General features: G+C 71.9%; 12 protein-coding genes. 11 read left to right on the forward strand and 1 reads right to left on the reverse strand.

Features of this window, described 5'->3' with window-relative positions; translation table 11 throughout:
* The first annotated feature begins 28 nt into the window (after window positions 1-28).
* The 8 genes from IE217_RS14545 (at window position 29) to IE217_RS14580 (ending at window position 10144) form a co-directional block, all read left to right on the forward strand.
* Window positions 29-1387, forward strand: coding sequence for a NarK family nitrate/nitrite MFS transporter (locus IE217_RS14545; protein WP_190178277.1), 1359 nt, complete (start codon window positions 29-31; stop codon window positions 1385-1387).
* 182 nt (window positions 1388-1569) lie between these two features.
* Complete coding sequence (locus IE217_RS14550; RefSeq protein WP_190178278.1) at window positions 1570-2772, forward strand: uroporphyrinogen-III synthase; 1203 nt, start codon at window positions 1570-1572, stop codon at window positions 2770-2772.
* 183 nt (window positions 2773-2955) lie between these two features.
* Window positions 2956-3618, forward strand: a complete 663-nt coding sequence (locus tag IE217_RS14555) for an ABATE domain-containing protein (protein ID WP_190178279.1) — start codon at window positions 2956-2958, stop codon at window positions 3616-3618.
* Between the two features lie 351 nt (window positions 3619-3969).
* Window positions 3970-4491: a sigma-70 family RNA polymerase sigma factor gene (locus IE217_RS14560; protein WP_010039908.1), complete on the forward strand. Its 522-nt coding sequence runs from the start codon at window positions 3970-3972 to the stop codon at window positions 4489-4491.
* Between the two features lie 50 nt (window positions 4492-4541).
* Window positions 4542-5303 (forward strand): anti-sigma factor family protein, encoded by a 762-nt coding sequence (locus IE217_RS14565; protein ID WP_190178280.1) that lies wholly within the window; start codon window positions 4542-4544, stop codon window positions 5301-5303.
* Between the two features lie 83 nt (window positions 5304-5386).
* Window positions 5387-7732 carry a HelD family protein gene (locus IE217_RS14570; protein ID WP_190178281.1) on the forward strand — a complete coding sequence of 782 codons (2346 nt, stop codon included), beginning with the start codon at window positions 5387-5389 and terminating at the stop codon, window positions 7730-7732.
* 373 nt (window positions 7733-8105) lie between these two features.
* Window positions 8106-9530, forward strand: a complete 1425-nt coding sequence (locus tag IE217_RS14575) for an NAD-dependent malic enzyme (protein WP_190178282.1) — start codon at window positions 8106-8108, stop codon at window positions 9528-9530.
* 332 nt (window positions 9531-9862) lie between these two features.
* Window positions 9863-10144: an HU family DNA-binding protein gene (locus IE217_RS14580; RefSeq protein ID WP_112468873.1), complete on the forward strand. Its 282-nt coding sequence runs from the start codon at window positions 9863-9865 to the stop codon at window positions 10142-10144.
* A gap of 151 nt (window positions 10145-10295) precedes the next feature.
* Here IE217_RS14580 and murA read toward each other — a convergent pair whose 3' ends face one another.
* Window positions 10296-11636 carry a UDP-N-acetylglucosamine 1-carboxyvinyltransferase gene (gene murA / locus IE217_RS14585; protein WP_190178283.1) on the reverse strand — a complete coding sequence of 447 codons (1341 nt, stop codon included), beginning with the start codon at window positions 11634-11636 and terminating at the stop codon, window positions 10296-10298.
* 275 nt (window positions 11637-11911) lie between these two features.
* On the opposite strand from murA, the gene IE217_RS14590 reads away from it, so the two are divergent.
* The 3 genes from IE217_RS14590 to IE217_RS14600 all read left to right on the forward strand — a co-directional run bounded on the left by IE217_RS14590 (window position 11912) and on the right by IE217_RS14600 (window position 14549).
* Window positions 11912-12484 (forward strand): YqgE/AlgH family protein, encoded by a 573-nt coding sequence (locus IE217_RS14590; RefSeq protein WP_190178284.1) that lies wholly within the window; start codon window positions 11912-11914, stop codon window positions 12482-12484.
* Window positions 12485-12524: 40 nt separating this feature from the next.
* Entirely contained in the window at window positions 12525-12809 is a 285-nt protein-coding gene (locus IE217_RS14595) for a DUF3039 domain-containing protein (protein WP_189709776.1), read from the forward strand.
* Between the two features lie 63 nt (window positions 12810-12872).
* Window positions 12873-14549: a beta-N-acetylhexosaminidase gene (locus tag IE217_RS14600; RefSeq protein ID WP_373298023.1), complete on the forward strand. Its 1677-nt coding sequence runs from the start codon at window positions 12873-12875 to the stop codon at window positions 14547-14549.
* The last annotated feature ends 213 nt before the right edge of the window (window positions 14550-14762 follow it).

Raw genomic sequence — 14762 nt, forward strand, 5'->3', positions numbered from 1 at the left:
CGGCCACTCAGCGGACCGTGGAGGCGTGATGGCAGGCAGTCGTGGGAGTCGTTGGATCGGGCGGTGGGATCCTGAGGACGAGGCGTTCTGGGCGGGCACCGGGCGGAGGGTCGCCCACCGGAACCTGCTCTTCTCCGTGCTCGCCGAGCACATCGGGTTCTCCGTGTGGACCATGTGGTCCGTGCTCGTGCTGTTCATGGGGCCCGAGTACGGGCTGAGCCCCGCCGACAAGTTCCTGCTCACCTCCGTGGTGACGCTGGTGGGGGCGGCGGTCCGGGTGCCGTACACCTTCGCGGTGGCCGTCTTCGGCGGGCGGAACTGGACGATCGTCGCCGCGAGTCTGCTGCTCCTGCCCACCGTGGCGGCGTTCGCCGTCATGCGGCCGGGCACCTCCTTCTCCACCTTCCTGTGGATCGGGCTGCTCGCCGGTATCGGGGGCGGCAACTTCGCCTCCTCCATGACCAACATCAACGCCTTCTTCCCGATGCGCGAGAAGGGGTGGGCGCTCGGGCTCAACGCCGGGGGCGGGAACATCGGCGTGCCCGTCATCCAGCTGGCCGCGCTCGCCGTCATCGGGGCGGGCGGCGGGCCGCGCGTGCTGCTCGGGATCTACATCCCGCTGATCGTCGCCGCCGCCGTGCTCGCCGCGCTGTTCATGGACAACCTCGCCGGCGTGAAGAACGACACCGGGGCCGCCCTGGACGCCGCCCGCGACCGGCACACGTGGATCATGTCCTTCCTCTACGTCGGGACCTTCGGTTCGTTCATCGGGTACAGCTTCGCCTTCGGGCAGGTGCTGACGAACCAGTTCGGCCGTACGCCGCTCCAGGCCGCGTACCTCACCTTCATCGGGCCGCTGCTCGGCTCGCTGATCCGCCCCCTGGGCGGCCGGCTCGCCGACCGGTACGGCGGGGCCCGCATCACCCTGTGGAACTTCGTCGCCATGGCCGCCGCGACCGGCGTCCTCGTCGTCGCGAGCACGCACAGGTCGCTGCCGCTGTTCGTGGCCGTGTTCGTGGTGCTGTTCGTGCTCAGCGGGCTCGGCAACGGGTCGACGTACAAGATGATCCCCGGGATCTTCCAGGCCAAGGCGCTCGCCCGCGGGCTGGAGGGCGAGGCGGCCGCGGCCTACGGGCGGCGGCTGTCCGGAGCCTCCATGGGGCTCATCGGGGCGGTGGGCGCGCTCGGCGGGGTCGGCATCAACCTCGCCTTCCGGCAGTCCTTCCTCTCCTACGGCTCCGGGACCGGCGCCTTCGTCGCCTTCCTCCTCTTCTACGGCGCCGCCTTCGCCGTCACCTGGGCCGTATACCTTCGCCGGACCGGCCCGCTTCCGGCCACCGCGGCCGCCGCCGGCACCGAGCCGCGGCTCGGCTACGCCGAGGTGTGACGCGAAGGCGTGGCGGACGGCGTAACACTGGTGACATCACACCGAACCGAGCCTGTCACGCACCGTTGACAGGCTCGGCGGTACGACAAGCGACACGACAAGCGACACGACGAGCGACACGACGAGCAGTGCGACGAGTGACACGACGAGCGGCACCACGACTCGAGCGCGGGACGAGAGCCATGTACGACGAACAGCAGTCACCGGAGCCGGGACCGGAGCCGGAACCCGAAGCGGCCCAGCGGGCGCGGCGGTCCGAGCACGGGCCCCTGGCCGGGTTCACCATCGGCGTGACGGCCGCGCGCCGGGCCGACGAGCTGATCGCGCTGCTCGAACGGCGCGGTGCCTCGGTCGTGCACGCGCCCGCGCTGCGCATCGTGCCGCTCGCCGACGACGGCGAGCTCCTCGCCGCCACCAAGGAGATCATCGACCAGGCCCCCGACGTCGTGGTCGCCACCACCGCGATCGGGTTCCGCGGCTGGATCGAGGCGGCCGAGGGCTGGGGGCTGGGCGAGGCGCTGCTCGCCGGGCTGCGCGAGGTGGAACTGCTCGCCCGCGGGCCGAAGGTCAAGGGCGCCGTGCGGGCGGCCGGGCTCACCGAGGAGTGGTCGCCGTCCTCGGAGTCCATGGCGGAAGTGCTCGACCGGCTTCTGGAGGAGGGCGTCGACGGGCGCCGGGTCGCCGTCCAGCTGCACGGGGAGCCGCTGCCCGGGTTCGTGGAGGCGCTGCGGGCCGGGGGAGCGGAGGTGGTCCCCGTGCCCGTGTACCGGTGGATGCCGCCGGAGGACGCCGGGCCGCTGGACCGGCTGCTGGACGCCACCGTCTCGCGCGGGCTCGACGCGCTCACCTTCACCAGCGCGCCGGCCGCCGCCTCGCTGCTGTCGCGGGCCGAGGAGCGCGGGCTGCGGGAGGAACTGCTCGCCGCGCTGGGCCATGACGTGCTGCCGTCGTGCGTGGGGCCGGTCACCGCGCTGCCGTTGCAGGCGCACGGGATCGGCACCGTGCAGCCGGAGCGGTTCCGGCTGGGGCCGCTCGTGCAGTTGCTGTGCCAGGAACTGCCGGGGCGGGCCCGGGCGTTGCCCGTCGCCGGGCACCGCATGGAGATCCGGGGGCACGCCGTGCTGGTGGACGGTGAGCTCAGGCCCGTACCGCCGGCCGGGATGTCGCTGCTGCGGGCGCTCGCGCGGCGGCCGGGCTGGGTGGTCTCACGGGCGGAGTTGCTGCGCGCGCTGCCCGGTGCCGGACGCGACGAGCACGCCGTGGAGACGGCGATGGCCCGGCTGCGCAACGCACTCGGTTCGCCGAAGCTGGTCCAGACGGTGGTCAAGCGCGGGTACCGGCTCGCCCTGGATCCGGCGGCCGACGCCAAGTACGCCGACGGGTAGCCCACCACGGCCCCGACGCCCCCTGCCCCGGTGGGCGGTACGGCTGCGGTACCGGGGCGGTACGAGGGGTTCCGGCCGCGGGAATGGGCAGGCACTGTGGGAGGGGAAGCTTCCTCCAGTCCTGACGAGCACTCCGTGCCGCCCTCCGGCGGGAACCGGAGTGGCCTAGGCGGTGACAGGCACATGGCACTGGGTACGGCCACGGTTCTGTACGAGCCGCGCTTCGACGCCGGGCGGATCTGTCTGGACCTCCTCGCCACGACCCACCCCGTGGAACGGCTGGACTCCCTCCCCCCGCTGCGCGCCTGGATAACCGGCTCCGGACTCGTCCCGCCGGGCACCCCGCTCGCCCACGCCGACACCTCCTGGCTCGCCGGCTTCCGGGAACTGAGGGTGTGTGTGGGGCAGTTGGTGCGCGGCAGCCTGGGCGGCGAGCACCGCTCGTACGATCTCGGCCCCGGCCGCGACCCCCGCTCGTACGATCTCGGCCCCGGCCGCGACCCCCGCTCGTACGACCGTGCTCTCAGCCGTGTCAACGATCTCGCCCGTGCCGCCGCGCCCCCGGCCCTCCGTGCCGTGCGCGGTGAAGACGGCGGGCTCGTGCGGGAGTTGGCGGGACCGCCCGAGTGCGCCGCCCTGCTCGCCGCCCTCGCGCGGGACGCCGTGGAACTGCTCACCGACCCCGTGGCCCGGGCGAGCCTGCGTCAGTGCGAGGGCGACAACTGCCCGATCGTGTACCTGGACATGTCGCGCGGGCGCAGAAGGCGCTGGTGCTCCAGCGAGGTGTGCGGGAACCGCGAACGGGTCGCCCGGCATCGCCGCCGCGCGGCCCTCGCCCGGGCCTGAACGGCCCGCCGCGCCAGGCCGGATGCCCGGATTGCGGCTCTTGTGAAGGGGGCCTTCGGGCATCTCCCAAGTGATTTCCGCAACATGCGGTTTGGCGTTCCCGGCCCACGGGCACTGTTGACAGCCTTTCTAACGTGTCGGAAATGTAAAGAACACACGGTGGGAATGTGCGCCCATGTCCCGCTCGTCACGTCACCCCGGGGAAAACTGTCGGTCCGGTTTGAACACCACGCGTTCCGCATCCGTACCCGTCGACGAGCGACCGACTGGGGGAACCCCCGGACATCGGAGGTGGGCGTGCGCAAGGATTCCGTCGTGGCCAATGAACGTGGATCGAGGGCCCGACATCGCATGTCCCAGCCCTCGGAACCTGACGAGGAGCTGATGCGTGCCCTGTATCGGGAGCACGCCGGACCCCTCCTTGCGTATGTCCTCAGGCTGGTCGCCGGAGACCGCCAGCGTGCCGAGGACGTGGTGCAGGAGACGCTCATCCGTGCCTGGAAGAACGCCGGCCAGCTCAATCGAGCGACCGGTTCGGTACGCCCCTGGCTGGTGACGGTCGCCCGGCGCATCGTCATCGACGGCCACCGCAGCCGGCAGGCCCGGCCGCAGGAGGTCGATCCGTCGCCGCTGGAGGTCATCCCCGCGGAGGACGAGATCGACAAGGCGCTGTGGCTGATGACTCTGTCGGACGCGCTCGACGACCTGACCCCTGCCCACCGGGAGGTCCTCGTCGAGACGTACTTCAAGGGGCGTACCGTCAACGAGGCGGCCGAGACACTGGGTATACCCAGCGGCACCGTGCGCTCACGGGTGTTCTACGCCCTGCGGTCGATGAAGCTGGCTCTGGAGGAGCGGGGGGTGACGGCGTGATGAGCATGTACGGGGGGTTCGGAACGGGTGGTTCGGGTATGTCTCGGTCCATGCAGGGATCACCGGCCCCGAACGAGCACGAGACAGTCGGCGCCTACGCCCTCGGCATCCTCGACGACGCCGAGGCGACCGCCTTCGAGGCCCACCTCGCCACCTGCGAGTGGTGCGCCCAGCAGCTCGACGAGCTGGCCGGAATGGAACCGATGCTGGCCGCCCTCGCGGACCTGCCCGGCTCCGGTACGCCCGCGATCGGTGAGTCCCTGTCGGCCAAGCCCAGCCCCAGGGTGGTGGAGAGGCTCGTCGACGAGGTCTCCGAGCGCCGCGCCCAGAAGCGCAGGCGCGGCTTCTACCTGGTCGCGGCGGCCGCGGCGCTGATCATCGGCGGCCCGATCGCGGTGCTCGCCGCGAGCGGCGGCTCGGACGGCGGGAGCGGTACCAACGTGGCGGCGAGCCCCGCGAAGGCGGCGTTCGACACGATGACGGACAAGGTCACCGCGACCGACCCGACGACGCACGCCACCGCGACCGTCGCGCTGGAGAAGAAGGACTGGGGCACCAACGCGGTCCTCCAGCTGAAGAACGTCACCGGCCCGGAGAAGTGCTCGCTCATCGCCGTCGGCAAGAACGGCGAGCGCGAGACCCTGACCTCCTGGTCCGTGCCGAACTGGGGCTACGGAGTGCCGAACGCCAAGACGGAGGAGGCCAAGAACCCCCTCTACGTCCGCGGCGGCGCGGCCTTCAAGCCGAACGAGATCGACCACTTCGAGGTCATGACCTTCGACGGCAAGCGCATCGTCCAGGTCAACGCATAGAGCGCCCGGCGGGACACAGCTTCCGCCGACGGGTCCCCTTCGCGTACGGTTGACGGCTGCCCAGCACGTCAGAAGGGGGCCCGGTGGCCGCTCAGGCTCAACATGATTCCGCGGTCGAATCGGTTCACGACGCGATCGACGGCGCGTCCCGCGCCGACGTTCACGACCACGCCCACGACTCCGTGCGCGAGCGCGAGATCGGCGTGGAGCAGGCCCACCTGGACCGGGTGTACCGGCGGCTCGAGGAGAAGATCCACGAGGCCGAGTTCCTCATGCGGGACGCGGCCAGGCGCGGCCAGGTCGGCACGCCCGGCGCGCTGGCCGAGCGGGACGCGCAGGTGTTCCGGGCGGGCGTCCACCTCAACCGCCTGAACAACGAGTTCGAGGACTTCCTCTTCGGCCGTATCGACCTGCTGCGCGGCAAGGACGGCAAGAAGGGACCGGACGGCGCCTACACCGCCGTCGAGCCGGCCGAGGGCGCGGTGCGCGAGGACGGCACCGCGGACATCGCCGAGACGCTGCACATCGGCCGTATCGGCGTCCTCGACGAGGACTACGCCCCGCTCGTCATCGACTGGCGGGCGCCCGCCGCCGCCCCCTTCTACCGCTCCACCCCGGTCGACCCCGGCCGGGTGGTGCGCCGCCGGGTCATCCGCTCCAAGGGGCGGCGCGTGCTCGGCGTCGAGGACGACCTGATGCGTCCCGAGCTGAAGGCGTTCCTCGACGGCGACGAGCTGCCCGTGATCGGCGACGGCGCGCTGATGGCCGCCCTCGGCCGGGCCCGCGGCCACACCATGCGCGACATCGTCGCCTCCATCCAGGCCGAGCAGGACCTGGTCATCCGGGCCCCCGCCGCCTCCGTGACGTACGTCGAGGGCGGCCCGGGCACCGGCAAGACGGCGGTCGCCCTGCACCGGGCGGCCTACCTGCTCTACCAGGACCGGCGCCGGTACGCGGGCGGCATCCTGATCGTCTCGCCGACCCCGCTGCTGGTGGCGTACACCGAGGGCGTGCTGCCCTCGCTCGGCGAGGAGGGCCAGGTCGCCATCCGGGCCATCGGCTCGCTCGTCGACGGCGCCGAGGCCACCGTGTACGACACCCCGTCCGTGGCCCGCGCCAAGGGCTCGTACCGGATGCTGAAGGTGCTGCGGAAGGCCGCGCGCGGGGCCCTGGAGGCGAACGAGCCGCCCACCCGGCTGCGGGTCGTCGCCTTCGGCCGGCGCCTGGAGCTGGAGGGCGCCGAACTCGACCGGATCCGGCACACCGCCCTCGGCGGCACGGCCCCGGTCAACCTGCTGCGCCCGCGCGCCCGCAAGCTGCTGCTGGACGCCCTGTGGGCGAAGTCCGGCGCCGGGGCCCGGCACACCGACCCCGAGCTGGCCGCCGAGCTGCGCTCCTCCTTCGACGAGGACGTCACCGCCGAGGACTCCTTCATCGCCTTCCTCGACGCCTGGTGGCCCGAGCTGACCCCCGGGGCCGTGCTCGCCGCGATGGCCGACGAGCGGCGCCTGGGCCGCTGGGCGCGCCGGATCCTCAACCCCGGCGAGGTGCGCCGCGTCGCCCGCTCGCTCAAGCGGGACGGGCACTCGGTGCACGACATCGCCCTGCTGGACGAGCTCCAGGCGATCCTCGGCACCCCGGCCCGCCCGCGCCGCAAGCGCGAGCTGGACCCCCTGGACCAGCTCACCGGTCTCGAGGAGCTCATGCCGGTGCGCGAGGAGTCGCAGCGCGAGCGGGCCGAGCGGCTGGCGCAGGAGCGCACGGAGTACGCGCACGTCATCGTGGACGAGGCGCAGGACCTCACGCCCATGCAGTGGCGCATGGTCGGCCGCCGCGGCCGGCACGCCACCTGGACGGTGGTCGGCGACCCGGCCCAGTCCTCCTGGTCCGACCCGGACGAGGCGGCCGAGGCCCGCGACGAGGCCCTGGGCTCCCGCCCGCGCCGCCGCTTCGAGCTCACGGTGAACTACCGCAACCCGGCCGAGATCGCCGAGCTGGCCTCCAAGGTGCTCGCCCTCGCCATGCCCGGCGCGAAAGCCCCCTCCGCGGTGCGTTCCACGGGCGTGGAGCCGCGCTTCGCCGTCGCGGACGGCGGCCTCGGGCACACCGTGCGGGAGGAGGCGGCACGCCTGCTGGACCGGGTGGACGGCACGGTCGGCGTGGTCGTCGCCATGAACCGGCGCGAGGAGGCCCGGCGCTGGCTCGCCGGACTCGGCGACCGGGTGGTGGCGCTGGGCAGCCTGGAGGCCAAGGGCCTGGAGTACGACGCGACGCTGGTCGTCTCGCCCGCCGAGATCGCCGACGAGTCCCCGGCCGGCCTGCGCGTGCTCTACGTGGCCCTCACCCGGGCCACCCAGCAGCTCACCGTGGTCTCCGGGGAACGCGACCAGCCGGACGCCTCGGGGGTGCCCGACCTGCTGCGGGACTGAGCCCCGGACGGTGCCCGAGCCGCCGCGGGACTGAGCTACAGGCGGTGCCTGACCTGCCTCGCGACCGGGATCCGGGCGCTCCCGCGGCAAGGGGAATGGCTCACGGGCATCTGTTTGTTAGCCTGGGTGTGGCACCGGCCCGATCCAAGCCCCCGGGCCCAACCTTAGTCGCTACGAGCGACCACTTGCCGCGAGGCGAGCATGGCGGGTCGGTGTCATTGAACGTCCGAGAGGTCCACGTCCGAAGTGACGTGGACCTCTTTCGTTCGTGAACAAAACGTCCGTAATCCGATGCGGCTACCACGTACTCGGTGGTAGGTGCGACGATCGGACGGCACAACTCGCGACACGGTGAAAGCAGAGGAAGTCGGCCATGGCAACGGCGCCCAGCGTCTCCTACTCGATGACCATCCGGCTGGAGGTGCCCGCGAGCGGAACGGCCGTCTCGCAGCTCACCACCGCCGTGGAGTCCTCCGGAGGCTCGGTCACCGGCCTCGACGTCACCGCGTCCGGCCACGAGAAGCTCCGTATCGACGTCACCATCGCGGCCACCTCCACCGCGCACGCCGACGAGATCGTCGAGAAGCTGCGCGGCATCGAGGGCGTCACGCTCGGCAAGGTCTCCGACCGTACGTTCCTCATGCACCTCGGCGGCAAGATCGAGATGGCGTCCAAGCACCCCATCCGCAACCGTGACGACCTGTCCATGGTCTACACGCCCGGCGTGGCCCGCGTCTGCATGGCGATCGCCGAGAACCCCGAGGACGCCCGCCGCCTCACCATCAAGCGCAACTCCGTTGCGGTCGTGACGGACGGCTCCGCGGTGCTGGGCCTCGGCAACATCGGCCCGAAGGCCGCGCTGCCCGTCATGGAGGGCAAGGCGGCCCTCTTCAAGCGCTTCGCCGGCATCGACGCCTGGCCGCTGTGCCTGGACACCCAGGACACCGACGCCATCGTCGAGATCGTCAAGGCGATCGCCCCCGGCTTCGCCGGCATCAACCTCGAGGACATCTCCGCCCCGCGCTGCTTCGAGATCGAGGCCCGGCTGCGCGAGGCCCTGGACATCCCCGTCTTCCACGACGACCAGCACGGCACCGCGATCGTCGTGCTCGCCGCCCTGACCAACGCGCTGCGCTGCACCGGCAAGTCGATCGAGAGCATCCGGGTCGTGATGTCCGGCGCCGGCGCCGCGGGCACCGCCATCCTCAAGCTGCTGCTCGCCGCGGGCGTGAAGAACGCCGTCGTGGCCGACATCCACGGCGTGGTCCACGCCGGCCGCGAGGACCTGCGCGAGGCCGCCCCCGGGTCGGCGCTGCGCTGGATCGCCGACAACACCAACCCCGAGAACCTCACCGGCACCCTGAAGGAGGCCGTGCGCGGCGCGGACGTCTTCATCGGCGTCTCCGCCCCCAACGTGCTCGACGGCGACGACGTGGCCGCCATGGCGGAGGGCGCCATCGTGTTCGCGCTCGCGAATCCCGACCCCGAGGTCGACCCGGCAATCGCCCGCCAGACGGCGGCGGTTGTGGCCACCGGCCGCTCCGACTTCCCCAACCAGATCAACAACGTGCTGGTCTTCCCGGGCGTCTTCCGCGGCTTGCTGGACGCGCAGTCCCGCACCGTCAACACGGAGATGATGCTGGCCGCGGCCAAGGCCCTGGCCGACGTGGTCACCGAGGACGAGCTGAACCCGAACTACATCATCCCGTCCGTCTTCAACGACAAGGTCGCGGGCGCGGTGGCCGGCGCGGTCCGCGACGCGGCGAGGACGGCCGCCCCGGCGGCCTCCGCGTCCTGAGGCCGGGCCCGTCCGGCACCCCTGTGAGGATCGCCACGGCCGTTCCCCGGCGCGTCGCTGAACCGGGCGCCTCGCCGCGCCCTCTATGGTGACGGCCGGGCCAGCCCTCTTTTCGTGTGACTCCCAAGGGTGTTCTCACGACTCCTACGGGTGCCGGATTGGCTTTACCGCCGCAGGTGGGGGCAGGATGCCTCCCTGGGCGCGAGGGTCTGGCGACGGACCCGGGTCCGGGGACCCACCGAGGATCCTGGCAGCATCGGCCTCGCTGTGCCCGATATGCGGCTGAGCCGCGTGGCACGCCTCAACGGCAAGAAGAACATGGGAGTAACAACATGAACCGCAGTGAGCTGGTGGCCGCGCTGGCCGACCGCGCCGAGGTGACCCGCAAGGACGCCGACGCCGTGCTGGCCGCGTTCGCCGACGTCGTCGGCGACATCGTCTCCAAGGGGGACGAGAAGGTCACCATCCCTGGTTTCCTCACCTTCGAGCGCACCCACCGTGCCGCTCGCACCGCCCGCAACCCGCAGACCGGCGAGCCGATCCAGATCCCGGCCGGCTACAGCGTGAAGGTCTCCGCGGGCAGCAAGCTCAAGGAATCCGCCAAGGGCAAGTGACCTTGCCGTCGGTACGCCGCGGGACGGCGTACTCGGCCCCCTAGGGCGGGCCACGACGTCAATGGGGCGGCCCCCCTTCCCGGGGGCCGCCCCATCGTCGTACGCGCGTCCTCGCGCGGTCAGCGGTCAGCGTCAGCGGCCGGCGTTCGGGTCAGCCGAGGGCCTGGCCCGGCAGTTCCACCTTCGCGCCGAGCTCGACGAGCTTCTCCATGAAGTTCTCGTAGCCGCGGTTGATCAGGTCGATGCCGTGGACACGGGAGGTGCCCTGGGCGGCGAGGGCGGCGATGAGGTACGAGAAGCCGCCGCGCAGGTCGGGGATGACCAGGTCGGCGCCCTGGAGCTTCGTCGGGCCGGACACCACCGCGGAGTGCAGGAAGTTGCGCTGCCCGAAGCGGCAGTCCGAGCTGCCCAGGCACTCGCGGTAGAGCTGGATGTGCGCGCCCATCTGGTTCAGCGCGGAGGTGAAGCCGAGGCGGGACTCGTAGACCGTCTCGTGGATGATCGACAGGCCGGTGGCCTGGGTCAGCGCGACCACCAGGGGCTGCTGCCAGTCGGTCTGGAAGCCGGGGTGCACGTCCGTCTCCAGCGCGATGGACTTCAACTGCCCGCCGGGGTGCCAGAAGCGGATGCCCTCGTCGTCGATCTCGAAGGCGCCGCCCACCTTCCGGTAGGTGTTCAGGAACGTCATCATCGAGCGCTGCTGGGCGCCGTGGACGTAGATGTCGCCCTCGGTCGCCAGCGCCGCCGACGCCCAGGACGCGGCCTCCAGGCGGTCCGCCAGGGCGCGGTGGGTGTAGCCGCCGAGGCTGTCCACGCCGGTGATGCGGATCGTGCGGTCGGTGTCCATCGCGATGATCGCGCCCATCTTCTGCAGTACGCAGATGAGGTCCTCGATCTCCGGCTCGACCGCCGCGTTGGACAACTCCGTGACGCCCTCGGCCAGTACGGCCGTCAGCAGCACCTGCTCGGTCGCGCCCACCGACGGGTACGGCAGGCGGATCTTCGTGCCGCGCAGCCGCTGCGGCGCCTCCAGGTACTGCCCGTCCGCGCGCTTCTCGATCCGCGCGCCGAACTGCCGCAGCACGTCGAAGTGGAAGTCGATGGGCCGGCCGCCGATGTCGCAGCCGCCGAGGCCGGGGATGAACGCGTGCCCGAGACGGTGCAGCAGCGGACCGCAGAACAGGATGGGAATGCGCGACGAACCCGCGTGGGCATCGATGTCGGCGACGTTCGCGCTCTCCACGTGGGTGGGGTCGAGCACCAGCTCACCCGGCTCCTCACCCGGACGGACCGTGACACCGTGCAGTTGCAGCAGACCGCGTACGACACGCACGTCACGGATGTCCGGAACGTTGCGCAGCCGACTTGGCGCACTGCCCAGCAGAGCGGCGACCATGGCCTTCGGTACGAGGTTCTTCGCACCGCGGACACGGATCTCGCCCTCCAGCGGGGTTCCGCCATGGACAAGCAGGACATCGTCGTTGACGGTCATGTATCTCGCGTTCCGATGAGTTGGGCAGGGGCCGGCCGATCACTTCGGTCAGGGGCCGGAGAGACAGAGTAATCGCCGTGCGCCCCCCTTAAGTAAGCCCGAGGACCACCCAGTCAGGTCATAGCTGTGTCACAACACGAACCGTTGAGCACCGGGCACATGGGGTCACCGGCGCCACCGTGCGCCCTCGGTGCTCCCGGCGGGCGTGAGCAGGCCTCACTCACGTAGCCGGATTGGCTCCCCACGCGTGGGGAAGATGCGGGATCATGTCTGGCATGACCGAGGTGTCCTCGCTCACAGGGCGGCTGCTCGTGGCAACCCCCGCCCTGGCGGACCCGAACTTCGACCGCGCGGTGGTGCTCCTTCTCGACCACGACGAGGAGGGCTCCCTGGGTGTCGTCCTCAACCGCCCCACCCCCGTGGACGTGGGCGACATCCTCGAGGGCTGGGCCGACCTCGCCGGGGAGCCCGGCGTGGTCTTCCAGGGCGGCCCGGTCTCGCTGGACTCCGCGCTCGGCGTCGCCGTCATCCCCGGCGGCGGCGCGGGCGGCCGGGCGCCCCTCGGCTGGCGCCGGGTGCACGGCGCGATCGGCCTGGTCGACCTGGAGGCCCCGCCCGAGCTGCTGGCCTCCGCCCTCGGCTCGCTGCGCATCTTCGCCGGGTACGCCGGCTGGGGCCCGGGCCAGCTGGAGGACGAGCTCGCGGAGGGCGCCTGGTACGTGGTGGAGTCCGAGCCCGGTGACGTCTCCTCGCCGTCCCCGGAGAGACTCTGGCGCGAGGTGCTGCGCCGCCAGCGCAGCGAGCTGGCGATGGTGGCCACGTACCCGGACGACCCCTCGCTCAACTGATGCGTGTGAGCTTCACCGGGGCTTCAGTACCCTGGGGCTTATGAGCACTCTCGAGCCCGAGCGCGGGACTGGTACGGGGACCCTCGTAGAGCCGACGCCGCAGGTGTCCCACGGCGACGGCGACCACGAGCGCTTCGCCCACTACGTCCAGAAGGACAAGATCATGGCGAGCGCCCTGGACGGGACGCCCGTCGTGGCGCTGTGCGGCAAGGTGTGGGTGCCCGGCCGCGACCCCAAGAAGTACCCCGTGTGTCCCCTGTGCAAGGAGATCTACGAGTCCATGGGCAGCGGCGACGACAAGGGCGGCAAGGGCGGCGACAAGTAGGGCCCAGCCATTCTTTGGTCCAGACCTCTTGTGGGCGCCGGGGGCAGTCCATAGGCTCGCCGCGTGCCGCAGGACGAGATCGACCGTGACGTTCATGACGTGATCCCGGCGCCGCGCTCCGTCGAGGGCGGGGCTCGCGGAGGGTTCCGGCTCGACCGGGACACCGCCCTGTGGGCCGCGCCGGGTACGGGGACCGCCGAGCGGTGGCTGCGCGGCACGCTCGGGGCCGCTCTCGGGCTGCCGTTCCCGGCCGCCCGCGACCGCGACGAGGCCGGGCCGAACGCGGTCCGGCTGGAGCTGGACGGCGCGCTGGCCCCCGAGGCGTACCGGCTGGACGTCACCGCCGGACACGGCGCCGAGATCCGGGGCGGCGGTCCGGCCGGCGTCTTCTGGGGCGCGCAGACCCTGCGCCAGCTGCTCGGCCCGGACGCCTTCCGCCGCGCCCCCGTACGCCCGGACGCCTCCCACGTCCTGCCCGCCTGCGCCGTCGAGGACGCGCCCCGCTTCCGCTGGCGCGGACTCATGCTGGACGTGGCCCGCCACTTCACGCCCAAGGACGGCGTGCTGCGCCACCTCGACCTGATGGCCGCGCACAAACTCAACGTGCTGCACCTGCACCTGACGGACGACCAGGGCTGGCGCGTCGAGATCCAGCGCCACCCGAGGCTCACCGAGGCCGGCTCCTGGCGGGCGCGCACCAGAATCGGCCACGGGACCTCCACCCTGTGGGAGGACAAGCCCCACGGCGGCCACTACACGCGCGACGACATCCGCGAGATCGTCGCCTACGCGGCCGAGCGGCACATCTCCGTGGTGCCCGAGATCGACGTGCCCGGCCACTCCCAGGCCGCCATCGCCGCGTACCCCGAACTCGGCAACACCGACGTCGTCGACACCGCCGCCCTCACCGTCTGGGACGACTGGGGCGTCAACCCCAACGTGCTCGCCCCCACCGAACGCACCCTGCGCTTCTACGAGGGCGTCTTCGAGGAACTCCTCGAACTGTTCCCCGCCGACGCCGGGCCCCTCTCGGCCTTCTTCCACATCGGCGGCGACGAGTGCCCCAAGGACCAGTGGCGCGCCTCGCCCACCGCGCAGGCCCGCATCAAGGAACTCGGGCTCGCCGACGAGGACGAGCTCCAGGCGTGGTTCGTCGGCCACTTCGACAACTGGCTCTCCGCGCGCGGGCGCAGGCTCATCGGCTGGGACGAGATCCTGGAGGGCGGCCTCGCCCCGGGCGCCGCCGTGTCCTCCTGGCGCGGTTACGCGGGCGGGATCGCCGCCGCGCGGGCCGGGCACGACGTGGTCATGTGCCCCGAACAGCAGGTGTACCTGGACCACCGTCAGGCGCCGGGCGGGGACGAGCCGGTGCCGATCGGGTACGTGCGCACCCTGGAGGACGTCTACCGGTTCGAGCCGGTCCCGCCCGAGCTGGAGCCGGCGCGGGCCCGGCATGTGCTGGGCGCACAGGCCAACGTGTGGACCGAGGTGATGGACAGCCAGGAGCGCGTGGACTACCAGGTGTTCCCCCGGCTCGCCGCCTTCGCCGAGGTCGCCTGGAGCGCCCTGCCCGCCCCGGAGCAGCGGGACTTCGCCGGCTTCGAACGGCGCATGAACAGCCACTACCGGCGCCTGGACGCCCTCGGCGTCGCCTACCGCCCGCCCGCCGGACCGCACCCCTGGCAGCGGCGCCCCGGAGTCCCCGGCCGGCCCGTGCAGGGGCAGCCGCCCGCCCGGTGAACGGTCCCTCGGGCTGTCTCGAACACACACGGGAAAAAACCCGCAAGAGTCAGCGAAGAGTGGGAATTCGCTCGCACCGGTGATGCCGTGCCAAATCGGACCATGTCCCCGATGAGGTGGGCGAATGCCTCCTAGCGGACCCCCGTCCTCGGCCCCTGCGAAGATGTGCCAGAGTTGCCACGTCCGGCCTGTCAGCACGTACCGTACGGCAGC

This window comes from Streptomyces naganishii JCM 4654 (assembly GCF_014650575.1).
GTDB lineage: Bacteria > Actinomycetota > Actinomycetes > Streptomycetales > Streptomycetaceae > Streptomyces > Streptomyces naganishii.

Excerpts from the sequence above, each read along its gene's own strand:
- IE217_RS14555 (WP_190178279.1), top strand. The coding sequence starts at position 2,956 with ATGGCACTGGGTACGGCCACGGTTCTGTACGAGCCGCGCTTCGACGCC.
- IE217_RS14575 (WP_190178282.1), top strand. The coding sequence starts at position 8,106 with ATGGCAACGGCGCCCAGCGTCTCCTACTCGATGACCATCCGGCTGGAG.
- IE217_RS14545 (WP_190178277.1), top strand. The coding sequence starts at position 29 with ATGGCAGGCAGTCGTGGGAGTCGTTGGATCGGGCGGTGGGATCCTGAG.
- IE217_RS14580 (WP_112468873.1), top strand. The coding sequence starts at position 9,863 with ATGAACCGCAGTGAGCTGGTGGCCGCGCTGGCCGACCGCGCCGAGGTG.
- murA (WP_190178283.1), bottom strand. The coding sequence starts at position 11,636 with ATGACCGTCAACGACGATGTCCTGCTTGTCCATGGCGGAACCCCGCTG.
- IE217_RS14565 (WP_190178280.1), top strand. The coding sequence starts at position 4,542 with ATGCAGGGATCACCGGCCCCGAACGAGCACGAGACAGTCGGCGCCTAC.
- IE217_RS14560 (WP_010039908.1), top strand. The coding sequence starts at position 3,970 with ATGTCCCAGCCCTCGGAACCTGACGAGGAGCTGATGCGTGCCCTGTAT.
- IE217_RS14550 (WP_190178278.1), top strand. The coding sequence starts at position 1,570 with ATGTACGACGAACAGCAGTCACCGGAGCCGGGACCGGAGCCGGAACCC.
- IE217_RS14595 (WP_189709776.1), top strand. The coding sequence starts at position 12,525 with ATGAGCACTCTCGAGCCCGAGCGCGGGACTGGTACGGGGACCCTCGTA.
- IE217_RS14590 (WP_190178284.1), top strand. The coding sequence starts at position 11,912 with ATGACCGAGGTGTCCTCGCTCACAGGGCGGCTGCTCGTGGCAACCCCC.